Genomic DNA, 16,838 nt, shown 5'->3' with positions numbered 1-16,838 from the left:
CGCGCAGCCAAGCCACGACATGGCGCGATGTCGCTCGGTCCCGGTAACGTCGCGAACGGATGGTGGACGCGGGACGCATCCTCGACACGGACACGCTGGGCGACCACGTCGACCGGCTGTACCGCGCAGCGTGGTCGCTGTGCGGCTCCCGCACGGACGCCGAGGACCTCGTGCAGGACACGTTCGCGAAGGTGCTGGCCAAGCCGCGCCGCGTCCGGGGCGACGACGACATCGGCTACCTGATGCAGGTGCTGCGTAACACGTTCATCAGCTCGCGGCGGGCCGCCGCCCGCCGGATCGCGCCCGTCGACGCACCGGAGGGCTACGAACCCGCCGACCCGTCGAACCGGACCCAGCCCGAGCGTGCTGCGGAGACCCGCGAGGTCTTCGGCGTCATCGCGGGCCTGAACGACGTCTACCGGGATGCGCTCGTGGCCGTCGACGTGGTCGGCCTCAGCTATGGAGAGGCTGCCGCGCTTCTGGGTACGAAGGAGGCGACGATCACCTCGCGTGTCTACCGCGCACGCCTTCAGGTGGCCCGCGGGATGGATTCGGGCCCTGCCGGCGTCCTGGATGGTGAGCGCTGACCGATGGCCGACCACGACCCCGACGACACCACCCCCCTCACCGACGAGGAGCAGGCCCTCGCCGACCGCGGCGCGGCGCTGATCGCTGCCGCCGTCGCCGACCCACGGACGCTCGCACCCCACTCCCTGCGCGAGGCGATCGAGCGCGACCGCGCGAAGGCGGTCCCGGCGCGCCGAGCGGGCTGGTTCGGCGTCGCGCGGGCACGCGTCCTGGCCGGCGGCGGCGTGCTCGCCGCTGCCGTGATCGCCCTGGTGCTCGCGCTCGGCGGGTCGGGCGACGGCCCCGGGGGGCCGACCGCGGTCCAGGTCGCCTCGATCGGCCGCCTGCCCGCGACAGGTCCGGCGCCGGCGGCCGCCCCGCCGCCGGGCCCGGCCCAGAAAGCGAGCCTCGACGCCGAGGTCGAGGGGCTCCCGTTCCCCGACTGGGAGGGCAAGTTCCGCTGGGTCGCGACCGGCCAACGGTCCGACGAGGCTGCGGGACGGAGCGTGCGGACGGTCTTCTACCGCAATGAGAAGGGCGCGACGCTCGGCTACTCGATCGTCGCCGGGGAGCCGATCGGCGGGGCGCCCGCGGGCCGCGACGTCCGGAGTGGCCCGGGGACCTACCGCGTGGCGAAGGCCGACGGGCGCACGACGGTCACCTGGACCCAGGACGGTCATACCTGCGTGATCGACGCGCCGTCGACGGTGCCGGACGCCAAGCTCGTCGAGCTCGCGTCGTGGGCCAACGCCTGACGGCGACGGGCCACGGGGACTCGAACCCGCCGTCCCCGGGGGCGCCGCGCGACGGACGGCGGTGGACGGCCCGCCGGACCGCGTCCCGTCGTCCGTCTGTGCTTTCGTGGTCGCCGTGAGTACGGATCTGGCCATCGAGGCAACCGGCCTCGTCAAGCGTTTCGGAGACATGACGGCGGTCGCGGGGATCGACCTCAGCGTCAGAGCGGGCAGCGTGACCGCGGTCCTCGGGCCCAACGGTGCGGGCAAGACGACGATGGTGCGGATGCTCGTCACGCTCAGCGCCCCCGACGAGGGCCGTGCCAGCGTCGCCGGCTACGACGTCATGCGGGACCCGACCGAGGTGCGCCGGCGGATCGGGTTCGCCGCGCAGGACGCGACCGTCGACGAGCTGCTCACCGGCCGCGAGAACCTCGTGATGATCGGCGAGCTCTACCACCTCGGCCGCAGCCGGGCGAAGGCGCGGGCGGACGAGCTGCTCAGGCAGTTCTCGCTCGTCGACGCCGCGGAGCGTGTCGTCGGCAAGTACTCGGGCGGGATGCGGCGGCGCCTGGACCTGGCGGCGACGCTGGTCGCCACGCCGGACGTCCTGTTCCTCGACGAGCCCACCACGGGGCTGGACCCGCGTGCCCGCAACGAGCTCTGGGAGGTCCTGGACACGCTCGTCGAGAGCGGCGTCACGATCCTCCTGACCACGCAGTACCTCGAGGAGGCCGAGCGCCTCGCCGACCACATCCTCGTCGTCGACCAGGGCCGGGTGATCGCCAGCGGCAGCGCCCGTGAGCTCAAGCGCCAGATCGGCGGGGAGCAGATCCGCGCCGGCCTGCGCGACCCGGCCCGCCGCGCCGACGCCCTGCGGATCGTCGCCGAGGCGGCGGGGGCCGAGGCGACCTTCGACGCCGACGGCGATGCGGTGGTCGTGGCGACCACCGGTGGCGCGGCCGCGGTGGCCGCCGTCGCCGGCGCGCTGGCCGACGCCGGCATCGAGGTCGACGAGCTCGCGCTGCGGGCCGCCACGCTGGACGAGGTCTTCCTCGAGCTCACCGGCCGCAGTGCCACCGATTCCGCGAGCGAGGAGCCCGCACCATGACCGACCTGACCAAGCCGGTGTCCGCCCCGGCGGCCACGCCCGGGATGACCCCGCGCAGCAACCCGCCCGCGGTGCCCGGCCGCTTCGCGCTGGTCGGCGACTCGTGGGTCATCGCCCGGCGCAGCCTGAAGCACATCCGCCGCCAGCCCGAGATGCTGACCGACGCGACGATCCAGCCGATCATGTTCGTGCTGCTCTTCGCCTACGTGTTCGGCGGCGCGATCTCCGTGCCCCAGGGCGGCAGCTACAAGGAGTTCCTGCTCGGCGGCATCTTCGCCCAGACGGTCGTCTTCGGCTGCTTCGGCATCGCCATCGGGCTCACCACCGACCGCTCCACCGGTGCGATCGACCGCTTCCGGACGCTGCCGATCGCCCGCAGCGCCGTCCTCACCGGACGCGCGATGGCCGCGGTCCTGATCGGCCTGCTGCCGATCATCCTGATGTCGCTGGCGGGGCTGGTCGTCGGGTGGCGGATCCACACCGGGGTGCTCGACGCCCTCGGCGGCTACGCCCTGATGGTGCTGTTCCAGTTCGCGATGACGTGGGTGGGCATCCTCATGGGCAGCCTGCTCTCGACGCCTCAGGCCGTGCAGGGAGTCGCCTTCACCGGCATCTTCCCGATCACGTTCCTGGCCAGCACGTTCGTCCCGGTGGACACGCTGCCGGGGGTGCTGCGCACCTTCGCCGAGTGGAATCCCGTGACGTCGCTGTCGGGCGCGCTGCGGGCCCAGTTCGGCAACCCGGACGTCGTCGCGGGCTCGAGCGACGCGTGGCCGCTCCAGCACCCGGTGCTCTACACCGTGATCTGGGCGGTGGCGATCATCGCGATCACGGCCCCGCTCGCCGTGCGCGCCTTCAACCGCGTGACGTCGGACTGACGGCGCGCCGAGGCCTCAGGCGGCGGCCGGAACCTCCGCGGGATCCGGCAGCGGGAAGAGCGTCAGGTAGTGCCGCGCCTGCTTGCAGTCACCCTCGACGGCGATCGTCCCGGCGGCGAGGGCGTCGTCGAGCTCCGCACGGCCGTGCACGACGTCCAGCAGGACGCCGGGGTCGGCGGTGATCACGACGTCCGGTGCGTCGCTGTCGCCGCGCTCCAGCGAGTAGACCTGGTCCGAGACGGACGTGCGGAAGTGCTGTCCGTCGAGGTGCAGGTCGACCGTCAGCGCGAAGTCGCGGGCGCGCAGCGGGGAGAACAGCGTGCGCATCGAGAGCAGGTGCGCGTCGAAGCTCGTGCCCACGCCGTCCGGGGAGTCGGGCGCCTGGGCGCCGAACCGGCCCAGCGCGAGGACGACGTCCTCGAGGTCCCGGCCCCAGGGCGTCAGCTCGTAGACCTTCGATGCGGCGGGCGGTGCCAGCGTCCGGCGGGCCACGATGCCCGCGCGCTCGAGCTCGCGCAGGCGCTGCGAGAGGACGTCGGCGCTCACGTGCGGCAGGCCGTCACGGAGGTCCGTGAACCGCTTGGGGCCGAGCAGCAGCTCGCGGACGGCCATCAGCGCCCAGCGCTCGCCGACGAGGTCCAGGGCCCGAGCGACGCCGCAGGCGTCCCCGTAGGTGCGCTTCTTCTGTGCCATCGGTCGATCCTACCAAAGAGTCGGATATTCCAACTAATGAGTTGCTGCGACCGACGATCGACAGCAGCTATGTGCTATTCCTTGTCGTAGATGACCGCCGATACCGCGCCGCACGAGCCGACGCCCCTCACCGACCGTCAGCGCTGGCTGGCCCTCTACGTCCTCTGCACGGGCGTCCTGATGATCGTCCTCGACAGCACGATCGTGAACGTCGCGCTGCCGACGATCCAGGAGGACCTCGACTTCTCCGAGTCCGGCCTCGCGTGGGTCGTCAACGCCTACCTGATCGCGTTCGGCGGCCTCCTGCTGCTGGCGGGACGCCTCGGCGACCTGGCCGGCCGCCGGCGCATCTTCCTGGTCGGCCTGGTGGTCTTCACGCTGGCGTCGCTCGCGTGCGCGCTGTCGCCGACGCAGGAGGTGCTCGTCGCCGCGCGGTTCGTCCAGGGTGTCGGCGGCGCTCTGACCTCCTCGGTCGTGCTCGGGATGATCGTGATGATGTTCCCCGAGCCGAAGGAGCAGGCGAAGGCGATCGGCGTCTTCGGCTTCGTGGCGGCGGGCGGCGGCTCGGTCGGCCTGCTGGCCGGCGGCATCCTCACCGACGCGATCAGCTGGCACTGGATCTTCCTCGTCAACATCCCGATCGGGATCGCCACCGGCGTCATGGCCCGCCGTCTGGTCGCGGACGACAAGGGTCTCGGGCTCAAGCAGGGGGCGGACGTCCCGGGCACGCTGCTGATCGTCAGCGGCCTGATGCTGTTCGTCTACACGATCCTCCAGGTCGAGCAGCAGGGCTGGGGCTCGACGCGGACCCTCGCCGGGCTCGCCGTGGCCGTCGTCCTGCTCACCGGCTTCCTGCTGCGCCAGCAGCGCACCTCCAACCCGCTGATGCCGCTGCGGCTGTTCCGCTCGCGCAACGTCAGCGGCGCGAACCTCGTGATGATCTTCACGGTCGCGGGCCTGTTCACGCAGTTCTTCCTCGGTGCGCTGTACATGACCAAGGTCCTGGACTACAGCCCGCTTCAGGTGGGCCTCGCGTTCCTGCCGTCCACCGCTGTCGTGGCGATCCTGTCCCTCCGCACGTCGGAGAAGCTCGTGTCGCGGTTCGGCGCCCGCACCGTCCTGATCCCGACGCTGGTCTGCCTCACCGGCGGCCTGCTGCTCTTCGCGCGCACGCCGGACGACGGGACGTTCCTGATCGACATCCTGCCCGCGACGATGCTGACGGGTGTCGGCGCCGGCCTGGCGTTCCCGCCGCTGATGCAGCTCGCGATGTCGGGCGCGACCCCGAGCGACACGGGCCTCGCGTCCGGGCTCATCAACACCACGGTCCAGGTCGGCGGAGCGGTGGGCCTGGCGCTGCTCGCGACGCTGGCCGCCGACCGCACCAGCGAGCTACGGGCGGATGGCGTCATCGAGGCGACCGCACTGAACTCCGGCTACCACCTGGGCTACGTCGTGGGCGCCGGACTGGTCGGGGTCGCGCTGCTGGTGGCGATCTTCGTGCTGCAGACGGTCGCCGGCCCGCCGGCTGCAGGTGGCCACGGCGATGCATCGTCGCCGCCGCCGGTCGACTCCGAGTACTCGGTGGCCTGACCGGCGGCGTCGGACGACGCGCCGAGCGGACGCGCGCCACCGGCCTAGCGCGCGCCGACGCGTTCCGAACGTCCGTTCTCCCGCGCCCACGCACGGGGAAACCGACGTTCGGCGCCGGGATGGCTGGGCTGGTGTGCCGAGCGTCGGTTCCCCCACGGCAGGACGCGGAGAAATCGACGTTCGGCGACGGGGCGGCCTGCAGGGATCGGCGAGCCGCCACCTCAGGCGGAGACCGTCACCGCGTCCTGGACGCTCACCCGTGTCCCGTCTGCCGGCCCCACGTAGCGCGCGTTCATCCCGAAGAGCCCGCCGTGCTCGCGCGTCAGGTGGCGCAGGATCAGCGGGTCCTTCACGCCCGTGTCGGGATCCCGGGTGGGGATCGCGCAGCGCACGCACGGGTGCAGGAGCACGAAGCGCGCCGCCCCGAGGGTGATGTGGCGACCCTCCCATGTCTCCTCGGCGAAGGCAGGGACGGTCGTCCCGAAGTCCACGTGGACGTTGGTCCGCATGCGTCGCAGGTCCAGGCGCTCGTAGCCCAGCTCGGCGGTGACCGCCTCGAGCGTCGCCTGCGTCGTGATCAGGACGGAGCGCTCGAGGTCCTGCTGCCCGGCGACGTCGCGGCGCAGGGTCACGGCCCGGCCGAGGTCGGCGGACAGCGCGCCGGGCAGGGCAGGGTCGTCCCAGGAGTAGTCCGTGCCGTCGGGCCCGGTCACGCGCGCGAGCGGTGGGTCGGCCGCTCCGACGTCCACCCCGTCGTAGCTCGCGGCCCAGGCGAGCATGCGCGGCTCCTGCCGCACCGTCAGCCGGCGCGGCGCGTCCTTGAAGCTGTCGAAGAGCGCGTGCGTGCGGTCACCGGCGACCCCGCGGTCGTCGACCAGGAAGGTGGGGACCGGCTCGCCGGCCAGCGACTTGACGGGCCAGCGGTGCAGCTCGGTGATGGTCCCGGCAGGGGTCGCGGCCATCCGGGACAGGCTACGCCGAGACCGAGACCGCGTGGATCAGCAGGCCCACGAGACCACCGACGAGGGTGCCGTTGATGCGGATGAACTGCAGGTCGCGCCCGACGTGCAGCTCGATCCGCCGCGCGGCCTCGGCGCCGTCCCAGCGGGCGATCGTGTGGGAGATGACCGCGGTGATCTCCTCGCCGTAGCGCGAGACGCCGAAGACGACGGCGTCGGCCAGCAGGCCGTTCAGGCGGTCGCGCAGCGCTTCGTCCGCCTGCAGGCGACGGCCGGCGGACATGGTCTCCTGGACCATCCGCGCGCGCACCGCGCCGTCCCCGTCCGCGAGCGCCTCGAGCAGCGCCCCGCGCAGGGCGTTCCACAGCGAGATCCCGGAGGCCAGCATCTGCGGGTGCTCCAGGACGCGGATCTTGAAGCGCTCGGCCCGCTCCTGGGTGTCCGGGTCCTCGAGCAGGTCGTGCGCGAGCTGCTCCAGCATCGAGTCGAGCGCGCGGCGGGCGTGGTGGCCCTGGTCGGCGCGGATGTCGCGCAGCCATTCGACGGCCTCGACGTGGGCACGCGCCGTGACGCGCTCGTTCAGGCTCTCGGGCGCCCACCACGGCGCGCGCTCGGCCAGGACCTCCATGAACGTGCGCCGGTTGTGCTCGAGCCAGCGCAGCAGCTCCTCGAGCGTGAGGTCGACGAGCCCGTGGTGCAGGTCGTCGCGGACCACTTCGGAGAGCACCGTGCCCAGGACCGGCGACACCGGCTCGTCGCGGAAGCGCGGCAGGAACGCCTCGTTGAACAGCCCCTCGATGTGCTCGTCGCGCACCCGCCGCAGGACGGCCTGCGCGACGTCGGCGACCTCGTCCACGACGCGGCGTGCGTGCGGCTCGTCGGCCAGCCAGACGCCGAGGCGCAGGACGACGTTCGCTGCGCCCACCCGCTCGCGGACGACGTCCTCCTGCAGGAAGTTGCCGGCGACGAACTCCTCCAGGCCCTTGGCGAGCTCGTCCTTGCGCCGCGGGATCAGGCCGGTGTGCGGGATCGGCAGTCCGAGCGGCCGCCGGAAAAGCGCGGTCACGGCGAACCAGTCGGCGATCGCGCCGACCATGGAGGCCTCGGCAGCGGCGTTGACGAAGCCGAGCGCGCCGTCCTGGTCGTGGGTGGCGACGTAGACGACGGCGGCGAACCCGAGCAGCGCGCCGGCGACCGCGCGCATACGTCGCAGCCCGCGCCGGCGGGCCTCGTCGGCGCCGGGGTCGGTGGTGATCAGGGGAACGTTGGCGGACATCAGGACCGCTGATCATGCCCGAGAACGCACGAAGGGCCCCTTCTGGGGCCCCTCGCACGAAGCATCGAGCAGCGGGAGTACGGTGGCGGCCGACGAAGTCGGTTGCTGCCGTACTCCCAAGGCTCTAGGCCCGACGAAGTCGGGCCTTGAGGCCTACATCATCCCGGACATGTCCGGCATGCCGCCGCCGCCCGAACCCTCGTCCTCGATCTCGCAGACGATGGCCTCGGTGGTCAGGATGTTCTTCGCGATCGACGCCGCGTTCTGCAGGGCAGAGCGCGTCACCATGGCGGGATCGATGATCCCGGCCGCGACGAGGTCGATGATCGTGCCGTCGGCCGCGTTGAGGCCGTTGCCCTTCTTGGATTTGCGGACGTCGTTGACGACGACCGAGCCCTCGAGGCCGGCGTTCTCGGCGATCTGACGGAGCGGCTCCTCGAGCGCGCGCTTGATGATCTTCGCGCCCGTCTTCTCGTCACCCTCGTACGTCTCGGGGTCGATGGCGTCGGCCGTGCGCAGCAGCGTCACGCCACCGCCGGGGACGATGCCCTCTTCCAGCGCCGCGCGGGTCGCCTGGAGGGCGTCCTCGACACGGTGCTTCTTCTCCTTCATCTCCGTCTCGGTGGCGGCGCCGACCTTGACGACCGCGACACCGCCGGAGAGCTTCGCGAGGCGCTCCTGCAGCTTCTCCCGATCGAAGTCGGAGTCGGTGTTCTCGACCTCGGCCTTGATCTGGTTGATGCGGCCCTTGATGGCCGCGGCCTCGCCGTTGCCGTCGACGATCGTGGTCGTGTCCTTGGACACGACGACGCGACGGGCACGGCCGAGCTGCGACACCGTGGTGTTCTCCAGCTTGAGGCCCATGTCCTCGGTGATGACCTCGCCGCCGGTGAGGATCGCGATGTCCTCGAGCATGCGCTTACGACGGTCGCCGAAGCCCGGCGCCTTGACGGCGACACCGGTGAAGGTGCCACGCAGCTTGTTCACGACGAGCGTCGCGAGGGCCTCGCCCTCGACGTCCTCGGCGATGATCAGCAGCGGCTTGCCGGACTGGATGACGGCCTCGAGCACGGGGAGCACGTCGCGGACGGCGCCGATCTTCGAGTTGGCGATGAGGATGTACGGGTCCTCGAGCGTCGCCTCCATGCGCTCCTGGTCGGTGACCATGTAGGGCGAGATGTAGCCCTTGTCGAACTGCATGCCCTCGGTGAACTCGAGGTCCATGCCGAACGTCTGGCCCTCCTCGACGTTCACGACGCCGTCCTTGCCGACCTTGTCGATGGCGTCGGCGATGACGTCTCCGATGTCCTCATCACCGGCGGAGATCGTCGCGACGCGAGCGATCTGGTCCTTGGAGGAGATCTCCTTGGACTGCTTGGCGATGGCGGCGACGACCTCGTCGACGGCCTTCTCGATGCCGCGCTTGAGCGCGAGCGGGTTGGCACCCGCGGCAACGTTCTTCAGACCCTGGCGGACGATCGCCTGGGCGAGGACCGTGGCCGTCGTGGTGCCGTCGCCGGCGACGTCGTTGGTCGCCGTGGCGACCTCGCGGACGAGCTGCGCGCCCTGGTTCTGGAAGACGTCCTCGACCTCGATCTCACGGGCGATGGTGACGCCGTCGTTCGTGATCGTGGGGGCGCCGAACTTCTTGTCCAGGACGACGTAGCGGCCCTTGGGGCCAAGCGTGACCTTGACGGCGTTCGCGACGGCGTCGACGCCGGCCTCGAGGGAGGCGCGAGCCTCCGCGCCGTACTTCAGTTCCTTATGAGCCATGTTCTAAGTTCCTTTGGTTCAGTCGTCGATCTTGGCGAGGACGTCGGACTCGCGGAGGACCAGGAGGTCCTCGCCGTCGACCTTGATCTCGGTGCCGCCGTACTTGGAGTACAGGACGGTGTCGCCGGCGGCGACATCGAGGGGGATGCGCTTCTCGCCGTCTTCGTCCCAGCGGCCGTCGCCCGCGGCGAGGACCTTGCCCTTCTGCGGCTTCTCCTTGGCCGTGTCGGGGAGGACGAGACCGCTCGCGGTCGTCTGCTCCTCTTCGATGGCCTTGACGATCAGACGATCGCCGAGGGGCTTGAGGTTCATGTAGGAACTACCTCCGTCGGAATGGGTGCGAATCGATCTGGCACTCGACGGGCGCGAGTGCCAACGTCTGTCGAATCTACGTGTGGTCCACGCAGATGTCAACCGGCGTTGGCACTCCCTACGCGAGAGTGCCAGCTGGTGACCAGTGTAGGAGAGCGGACAGCCGATCCGGTGATGACCCGGTGAAAACGGCCGTGTGCAGGCAGAAACGAGTCGTCGCGAATCGTGCGAACATCCGTGTTCATGGGCCTGGCAGGTGCGCGATCCGTATTGCGGCGTCCGATCACGACGGCGTGCGTCGCGGCGGCGATGCTCGCAACACCCGCCGCGGCCGCGGCGGCGAAGGCCGCCGTTGAGCCGGCGCTGCGCGCGCCGGCCGTGAGGCTGGCCGCCGCCCAACAGTGCCACGGCGACGCCGCCCGCAGTCGCCATCCGCCCGTCCTCCTGGTGCACGGCACGAACGTGACGCGCTCGGAGAGCTGGAGCTGGGGCTACGTGCCGGCGCTCGACCGCCTCGGGATCCCCTGGTGCGCGATCGAGATCCCGTCCCGTGCGTCGGGCGACCTGCAGGACAACGTCGAGTACGTCGTCGCGGCGACGCGGGCGCTCGCGGCGCGGTCCGGCGGCCGGCGGATCGCGATCGTCGGCGGGAGCCAGGGCGGGATGCTGCCGCGCTGGATGCTGCGGTTCTGGCCGTCGACGCGCAAGCTGGTCGGCGAGCTCGTGGGCATCGTCCCGTCGAACCACGGGACGACCGCGAACGCCTGCCCGGGGGCATGCGTCCCCGCCCTGCGACAGCAGCTGGCCCACTCGCGCTTCATCACCCGTCTGAACGCAGGGGCGGAGACGTTCGCCGGCATCGACTACACGACGATCTCCACGCGTCACGACGAGACCGTCCAGCCGATCACCTCCGGCGCGCTCACCACCGGGCGGGGCCGGATCGTCAACGTGATCACCCAGGACATCTGCGCGCAGGACCCCTTCAGCCACGTCTTCACCCCGACGCTCAGCCCGGTCGCCTATGCGCTCACCGCGGACGCGCTGACGCACGACGGGCCTGCCGACTCGCGGCGGGTGGGGAAGGCCGGCTGCGCGCAGCCGCTGATCCCCGGGATGGACTACCTCGGTGGCGTCCTGGCGGCGGCGTCCGCCGCGCAGGGTGCGGGCAAGGTCCCGGCGACGCTGACCGAGCCGCCGCTGCGCTGCTACGCCGACAGGCGAGTCTGCCCGCGGGCGGGGAGAGCGACGAAGTCGCTTCTCCCGGCCGAACCCCGACGCAGTCGGGCGTCCGGCTAGTTCTGGGCGCCGCCGATCCCGCGCAGGCGCTCGGTGACCGTCGGCGGGTTGTCGATGATCTGCGAGAAGCGGACCACGGTGACGAGGTCGTCGAGCGTCACGGACTTGCCGTAGATCTGCTCGAGGAAGTGGATCATCTCCTCGACGCGCCGAAACTCCGGGTTGTCGTGCTCGATGTCGCGCGGGGAGAGGTCCCGGACGCGCTTGACCTCGACCTGGTCGATGACCGCGTCGAAGATCTTCTCCCGGGGCGAGTGCTGATAGCCGATCGTGACCAGCACCGCCTGGTTCTTCTTGTACTTGTGCGACTTGTCGCCAAGGCGGATCGTGGCCGTCTTGCGGCCACGCTTGAGCTGGTCCGCGAAGATCGTCGAGTAGAAGTTCAGCACCTGCATGTGGAGCGGACCCTATCCGTTTGGCTGCAGGTACAACAGTGCCTTGCGGACGACTTCGCGCTCACCGGCGTAGCTGAGGCTGGCCGCCGCCTCCTCGAGCGTGACCCAGCGCGCAGCCTCGACCTCGTGGTCGTGGTCGGCGATGTCGCCGGACGCCGCGCGCATCAGGAAGAACCGCACGACCTTGGCGATCCGCCGCCCGTCGCGCATGTAGAAATACCGGACGTCCCCGAGCTCGGCGATCAGCTCCGCGACGATGCCGGCCTCCTCGCGGACCTCGCGCAGGGCGCCGTCGAGGGCGCTCTCCCCGGGGTCCGGGTGCCCCTTCGGCAGGGCCAGGACCTTGCTGCCGTCGGCGGCCCGGCGCGTGGGGACGATCACGACGCACCGGAACGGCCCCTTGCCGCCCGCGGCCGCGGGGTCGTCCCGGAGGACGACGCCGCCCGCCGAGAACTCGGGTTCCGCTGCGCGGGACGCCGCCATCAGTAGATGTAGTTCGCGAGCGCCGCCGGGTCGTGCACGGTGATGCGGCCACGTCCCTGGGTGACGACGTTCGCCCGCTCGAGGACGGCGAGGAAGCGGCTGGCGGATTCCCGGCTGGAGCCGGCGAGCTGCGCGATGTCGGCCTGCGTGATGGTGACGAGGACGTCGCGGTCCTCCGCCCCTTCCGCACGGGCCTGCTCGACGAGCTGGCCGAGGACCCCGGCGACACGGCTCTGGACGGTCTGGAACGACTGGCGGGTGAGGCGCTCGTTGGCCTCGCGCATCCGGCGGCCGAGCGCGATGACGAGCTTGACCGCGATGTCGGGGTGGTCGCGCAGCAGCCGGCGCATGTCCTGGCCGGCGATCGCGATCGCGTCGACGTCGTCGAGCGTCTCGACCGTCGCCGACCGGCGCTCGTCGTCGAACATCGCGAGCTCGCCGAAGATGTCGCCCGGGCCGAAGTGCGCGAGCGCGATCGCGCGGCCGTCGGTGTGCTCGCGGACGGCACGGGCGTGGCCGGAGCGCACGACGTAGCAGGTGTCGCTCGTGTCGCCCTCGCGGAAGATCACCTGCTGGGTGGCGAAGCGGCGCGCGACGGCGACACGGGCGACGCGGTCCAGGTCGTCCGGCTCGAGCGCCTCGAACACCGGCACCTTGGCCAGCAGCGCGCTGGCTTCTGTCGTGTCACCCGATCCCACAGCCCTCTTCCTACCACACCGGCCGCGCCGTCAGGCCCCGGGAACGTGGTTCCCGGGGCCGGGGTGCGGTAGATGCGGCGCGCCTGGCGATCAGGCCGGGTCGAGGGCCTGCTCGCGACGGCGCCGCCGGGCGGCGCGGGCTCCGAACCAGGCCGGAAGCGTGATCACGCCGAGCGGGACCATCACCGCGAGGGCGATGAGCATCACGCCGGCCGCGACCTCGAGGACGCGGAGCGCGTCGCCCGCAGCGTCGGCGGGCGACCAGGCGCCGCCCTCGTCCTCGCCGTTGTCGGACTTCGGCACGGCGCCGCCGCTGGCGGTCACGGTGACCGAGAGCGTGACGTTGTCCGCGCGGTTCTTCAGGCCGGCGAGCTGGCCCTTGAGGCGGGCGATCTCGTCGCGGTTGGCCACGATGCGGGACTTCAGGCGCGCGATCCCCTCCTCGGTCTTCGCGCCCTTCAGGGCCTTGAGCAGCGCCGCGCGCTCGGCACGGGCGTCGCTGAGCTGGTCCTCGAAGTTGACGAACCCGGCGGTGATGTCGTTCGTGGCCTGGCTCATGGAGGCGACGTGGGCGAGCTTGCTCAGCCGCGTCACGACGAGGTCGGCCTTCCCCGAGGGGACGGTGAGCGTGAAGTCCGAGGTGCCGCCGCGGTCCGTCGCGTCGACGCTCGACTGCTGCACCACGCCGCCGGCGGTCTGCGTCACACGGACGACGCCGTCGGACACGCGCTGCAGGCTGCGGGCGTTGGTCCGCAGCGCCAGCTGGGTGGAGCGCTCGACCTTGCGGTCGCGGCCGGGGACGACCGGCTTCGGGGCGCTCGGCGGGACCGCCACGCCGGCGCTCGGGGCGACGGTCGACGGTGACGGAGCGGACTGGCGAGCGGCGTCCTCGCCCGCTGTGCCGGGCTTGAGCTGATTGGCCTGGGGCTCGGAGAAGGCGTCGCTGTCGGCCGCCGTGCCGCCACCCGCCGAATCGCCGGGAGCGGACGTCGACGGTGCCGACGTGGCGGTCGTGGCGGCGGCAGAGGACTCGGTCTCCGACACGGTGCTGTCCTGCCGTGCGGACAGCGACGACACCGTCCCGTTGTCGCTCCCGCCCGCGACCACGACCAGCGCGATCAGCGCCGACGCGGCGACCGCGGCGGCGGGACCCGCGATCGCACGGCGTGCCCACAGCCAGGTGGGGACGGACCGGGCGCTGCGCCGCCGGGGAAACCCGGCGGCGACCTGCTCGTCGAGGTCCTGGCGGAAGGCCATGGTGGGCGGGACGGCGTCCTCGCGAACGGCGGCGACGAGCGCGAGCAGCTCAGGGTCGGCGGACGGCGTGCCGGCGAGGGCGGCCTCGAGCGCGTCGAGCTCGGCGGCGATCGTCGGGTCCAGGTCGTGATCGGTGTGGGGCTGGTGGCGGGACATCAGGCGCAGGCCTCCCGGAGCTTGGTGACGGCACGGTGCACCTTGGTGCCCGCGTTGGATTCGGAGACGCCGAGGACCTCGGCGATCTCGGCGTTGGACAGCCCGGCGTGGAACTTGAGGGCGACGAGCTCGCGGTCACGGGGATCGAGCGTCGCGAGCGCCATCTGCACCGTCGCGCGGCGCTCGGCGGCCTCGCCGGAGTCGCTGACGGCAGCGGCGGCGGCCGGGTCCTCAGGATCGGTGACCAGCGTCGCCGTCCTGCGCCGTCGCCGCAGCTCGTCGAGCGCGGCGTTGCGCGCGATCCCGAAGATCCAGGCGCGCTCGGTCCCCTTGGAGGGGTCGAATCTGCCTCGCTTCCGGTACGCGCGCTCGAACGCGAGCGCCGTGACGTCTTCGGCCGCCGCACGGTCCCGTAGGAGCGACCACGCGTAGGCGTGGACGTCGTCCACGCACGAACGGTAGAGCGCATCGAACGCGACGGCGGCGGTGTTCGGGGCTGGTAGAGCCATGGTCAAGGTGTCGCCCATACGTCCACTACGCCGCGGTGAGCGGTCCATCACAAACGGATTTCAGCGTCCGCTGGGCGCCCGCTACCCTGCCGGTGTGCCGCGCCGCTTCGCAACCCTCATCGCCGCGTTCATGGTGCTGCTGACCGCGCTCGCGGTCGCGCCCGTCAGCGGGGGGGCGGCCGCGAAGAAGGCGAAGCCGAACCGTCTCCTGTGGGCCACGGTCAACGTCTGCGACACCGCGGACCACCCCGACACCATCGGGATCCGCGGTTCGATGCCCGGCAACGGCATCCGCAAGCAGGAGATGTACATGCGCTTCCAGCTGCAGTACCTGTCCGCCGAGGACAAGAAGTGGCACAACATCGGCGACGCCGGGGACAGCGGCTGGATCGACGTCGGCTCGGCGAAGTATCAGCGCCGTCAGACCGGGCGCAACTTCACCGTGGTCCCCCCGCAGACCGGCTCCTTCAAGCTCAGAGGCGCTGTGACGTTCGAGTGGCGCGAGGGCACCGAGGTCGTCAAGCGCGCCCGGATGAGCACGTCCGGCAAGCGCGGCAGCACCGCCGGCGCGGACCCGAGTGGGTTCAGCGCCGCGACCTGCTCCGTCACGAAGTAGACCCGGCCGTCAGTCCGCGTCGAACAGGCGCGGGTCGTTGGAGATGATCCCGGTGACGCCGGGGATCGCCTCCAGGCGCCGCAGCAGCGCCAGCTCGTCGACGGTCCACACGTAGAGCTCCGCTCCTGCGCGCTGGATCGCGCGGGCGAAGGCGGGGCTGACGAGCGCCCAGTGCGACATCACCGCGTCGATCTCCCCGGCGCGGACCTTCGCGGCGGCGCGGCGCGGGATCTGCCGCCGGGCGGCGGTCGCGGCGGCGAGCGCGAGCGGCTTGGTGACCGGGTGCGCGAGGTAGTTGCGGCGGACCTTCGGCACCGACCAGCCGAGCCGGATCTCGGGGGCGGCGGCGCGGACCCGCGGTAGCGACGCCTCCTCCATCGTGGAGATCAGGGTGCGCTCGGCCAGGCCGGCGTCCCGCAGGGCGGCGCAGACGCGGTCCTCGTAGCCCGGCAGCTTGAGGTCGACGTCGAGGCGCAGGCCGTCGAACGGCGCCGAGGCCAGGTGCGCGAGCCCGTCCGCCAGGGTCGGGGCGCCGGCGACGTGGTTGTAGTCGTGGGCGAGGTAGAGCTCGCCGGTCCCGTCGCGGTGCTCGGGCAGGACGTCGAACTCGATCATGTCGACGCCGGCGGCCAACGCGGCGTCGAACGAGGCCGGGGTGTTGCCGGGCGCGATGAGGTCCGCGCCCTTGTGGCCGACGCGGAGCACGCGGCCGTCCGTGGTCTTCAGGTCTGGCATCCGGGACACCAGAATACGGGCCGGTTGTCGTCCCCGAGGTGGCCGCTGCGGATCTTCGTGCCGCAGCGCGAGCACGGACGCCCGCGCAGGCCGTAGCAGGAGCGCTCGCGTGCCTCGGTGCCGGTCCTCGCGCTGAGCTGCATGCGCGGGCGCACGTCCCGAACTCCTTCCAGCACCAGGTCGTCGGGGACGCTCGCGGTCGTGCGGTGCGGGTCGATGCGGGCCGCCCAGCAGGCCTCGGTCCGCCAGACCGTCCCCAGCCCGGCCACCGTGCGCTGGTCCAGGAGCGCGTCGCCGATGGTGCGGGTGGGGTCGTCCTCCCGCAGGCGCCGCAGGAAGCGCCGCTCGTCGAACGCGTCGGGGGCCAGGATGTCCGGGCCGAGGAGCGCGAGGCGGCGGTCCCCGCGGGCGCGGGCGGCGGTCATGAGCTCGAGGATCGGGCCGTCGAACTGGACGACCTCCACGTCACCGGCGCGGACCACGAGCCAGGCGCGACGGGGCGCGCGCTTCCAGCGCTGGCCGACCGGGTGCACGCCCCACGACCCGGTCATCCGCAGGTGGGAGTGGATGACGAGGTCCCCGTCGAAGCGCAGGAACAGGTGCTTGCCGTGGGCGTCGACGCCGGTGACCGCGCGGTCGGCCAGGCGGGCGGGCCAGCGGTCACGCCCGAAACGCGGGTGGGGCGTGCGGAGCTCGTCCGGGACCACGCCCTCCAGGACGGGGCGGATCCGGTTGGCCGCATAGTGGATGGTGTCGCCTTCGGGCATCGCGAGGTCGGGCGCGAAGGGGCACGC

Annotated in this window: 19 protein-coding genes; 7 read left to right on the top strand and 12 right to left on the bottom strand. The window is 72.0% G+C overall.

What is annotated here, in order from left to right:
* Window positions 1-59: 59 nt before the first annotated feature.
* From DSM112329_RS25970 to DSM112329_RS25955, 4 genes are all read left to right on the top strand, one after another.
* The gene (locus tag DSM112329_RS25970) at window positions 60-587 is read left to right on the top strand and encodes an RNA polymerase sigma factor (protein ID WP_354699477.1); all 528 of its coding nucleotides are present in this window, start codon (window positions 60-62) and stop codon (window positions 585-587) included.
* Between the two features lie 3 nt (window positions 588-590).
* The gene (locus tag DSM112329_RS25965) at window positions 591-1,322 is read left to right on the top strand and encodes a hypothetical protein (protein WP_354699476.1); all 732 of its coding nucleotides are present in this window, start codon (window positions 591-593) and stop codon (window positions 1,320-1,322) included.
* Window positions 1,323-1,437: 115 nt separating this feature from the next.
* Window positions 1,438-2,412 (top strand): ATP-binding cassette domain-containing protein, encoded by a 975-nt coding sequence (locus DSM112329_RS25960; protein WP_354699475.1) that lies wholly within the window; start codon window positions 1,438-1,440, stop codon window positions 2,410-2,412.
* Window positions 2,409-3,290 (top strand): ABC transporter permease, encoded by an 882-nt coding sequence (locus DSM112329_RS25955; protein ID WP_354699474.1) that lies wholly within the window; start codon window positions 2,409-2,411, stop codon window positions 3,288-3,290. The genes DSM112329_RS25960 and DSM112329_RS25955 overlap by 4 nt, the downstream gene beginning before the upstream one ends.
* Before the next feature lie 15 nt (window positions 3,291-3,305).
* Here the strand turns inward: DSM112329_RS25955 and DSM112329_RS25950 are convergent, their stop codons facing one another.
* Window positions 3,306-3,983, bottom strand: coding sequence for a winged helix-turn-helix transcriptional regulator (locus tag DSM112329_RS25950; protein WP_354699473.1), 678 nt, complete (start codon window positions 3,981-3,983; stop codon window positions 3,306-3,308).
* 90 nt (window positions 3,984-4,073) lie between these two features.
* On the opposite strand from DSM112329_RS25950, the gene DSM112329_RS25945 reads away from it, so the two are divergent.
* Complete coding sequence (locus tag DSM112329_RS25945; protein WP_354699472.1) at window positions 4,074-5,576, top strand: MFS transporter; 1,503 nt, start codon at window positions 4,074-4,076, stop codon at window positions 5,574-5,576.
* Between the two features lie 221 nt (window positions 5,577-5,797).
* Here the strand turns inward: DSM112329_RS25945 and DSM112329_RS25940 are convergent, their stop codons facing one another.
* The 4 genes from DSM112329_RS25940 to groES form a co-directional block, all read right to left on the bottom strand.
* The gene (locus DSM112329_RS25940) at window positions 5,798-6,538 is read right to left on the bottom strand and encodes an MOSC N-terminal beta barrel domain-containing protein (protein ID WP_354699471.1); all 741 of its coding nucleotides are present in this window, start codon (window positions 6,536-6,538) and stop codon (window positions 5,798-5,800) included.
* Between the two features lie 10 nt (window positions 6,539-6,548).
* Window positions 6,549-7,811: a DUF445 domain-containing protein gene (locus DSM112329_RS25935; protein ID WP_354699470.1), complete on the bottom strand. Its 1,263-nt coding sequence runs from the start codon at window positions 7,809-7,811 to the stop codon at window positions 6,549-6,551.
* Window positions 7,812-7,964: 153 nt separating this feature from the next.
* Complete coding sequence (groL, locus tag DSM112329_RS25930; RefSeq protein ID WP_354699469.1) at window positions 7,965-9,584, bottom strand: chaperonin GroEL; 1,620 nt, start codon at window positions 9,582-9,584, stop codon at window positions 7,965-7,967.
* 18 nt (window positions 9,585-9,602) lie between these two features.
* Entirely contained in the window at window positions 9,603-9,896 is a 294-nt protein-coding gene (gene groES / locus DSM112329_RS25925) for a co-chaperone GroES (protein WP_354699468.1), read from the bottom strand.
* Window positions 9,897-10,205: 309 nt separating this feature from the next.
* Here groES and DSM112329_RS25920 point away from each other — a divergent pair, with 309 nt between their 5' ends.
* Window positions 10,206-11,195: a lipase gene (locus DSM112329_RS25920; protein ID WP_354699467.1), complete on the top strand. Its 990-nt coding sequence runs from the start codon at window positions 10,206-10,208 to the stop codon at window positions 11,193-11,195.
* Here DSM112329_RS25920 and DSM112329_RS25915 read toward each other — a convergent pair.
* The 5 genes from DSM112329_RS25915 to DSM112329_RS25895 form a co-directional block, all read right to left on the bottom strand.
* The gene (locus tag DSM112329_RS25915) at window positions 11,192-11,590 is read right to left on the bottom strand and encodes an ASCH domain-containing protein (protein WP_354699466.1); all 399 of its coding nucleotides are present in this window, start codon (window positions 11,588-11,590) and stop codon (window positions 11,192-11,194) included. The genes DSM112329_RS25920 and DSM112329_RS25915 overlap by 4 nt on opposite strands.
* A gap of 12 nt (window positions 11,591-11,602) precedes the next feature.
* On the bottom strand, window positions 11,603-12,073 hold the full coding sequence (locus DSM112329_RS25910) for an NUDIX domain-containing protein (protein WP_354699465.1): 471 nt from the start codon (window positions 12,071-12,073) through the stop codon (window positions 11,603-11,605).
* Window positions 12,073-12,771 (bottom strand): Crp/Fnr family transcriptional regulator, encoded by a 699-nt coding sequence (locus DSM112329_RS25905; protein WP_354699464.1) that lies wholly within the window; start codon window positions 12,769-12,771, stop codon window positions 12,073-12,075. The genes DSM112329_RS25910 and DSM112329_RS25905 overlap by 1 nt, the downstream gene beginning before the upstream one ends.
* A gap of 90 nt (window positions 12,772-12,861) precedes the next feature.
* Window positions 12,862-14,184 (bottom strand): DUF4349 domain-containing protein, encoded by a 1,323-nt coding sequence (locus DSM112329_RS25900; RefSeq protein ID WP_354699463.1) that lies wholly within the window; start codon window positions 14,182-14,184, stop codon window positions 12,862-12,864.
* Entirely contained in the window at window positions 14,184-14,693 is a 510-nt protein-coding gene (locus DSM112329_RS25895; protein WP_354699462.1) for a sigma-70 family RNA polymerase sigma factor, read from the bottom strand. Before DSM112329_RS25895 ends, DSM112329_RS25900 begins: the two co-directional genes overlap by 1 nt.
* Before the next feature lie 94 nt (window positions 14,694-14,787).
* Between DSM112329_RS25895 and DSM112329_RS25890 the strand changes: the two genes are divergently transcribed.
* A complete protein-coding gene (locus tag DSM112329_RS25890) occupies window positions 14,788-15,309 on the top strand; it encodes a hypothetical protein (RefSeq protein WP_354699461.1) in 522 nt (173 codons plus the stop codon).
* 9 nt (window positions 15,310-15,318) lie between these two features.
* Here DSM112329_RS25890 and DSM112329_RS25885 read toward each other — a convergent pair whose 3' ends face one another.
* Window positions 15,319-16,044, bottom strand: a complete 726-nt coding sequence (locus tag DSM112329_RS25885; protein WP_354699460.1) for a glycerophosphodiester phosphodiesterase — start codon at window positions 16,042-16,044, stop codon at window positions 15,319-15,321.
* Entirely contained in the window at window positions 16,032-16,811 is a 780-nt protein-coding gene (locus tag DSM112329_RS25880; RefSeq protein ID WP_354699459.1) for a DNA-formamidopyrimidine glycosylase family protein, read from the bottom strand. The genes DSM112329_RS25885 and DSM112329_RS25880 overlap by 13 nt, the downstream gene beginning before the upstream one ends.
* Window positions 16,812-16,838: the final 27 nt, after the last annotated feature.

The sequence above is a fragment of the Paraconexibacter sp. AEG42_29 genome (genome assembly GCF_040581415.1).
In the GTDB taxonomy this organism is placed as follows: Bacteria; Actinomycetota; Thermoleophilia; order Solirubrobacterales; family Solirubrobacteraceae; genus Paraconexibacter.
The sequence above is the reverse complement of the archived record's forward strand: the minus strand, read 5'-3'. Positions and strand labels throughout refer to the sequence as shown.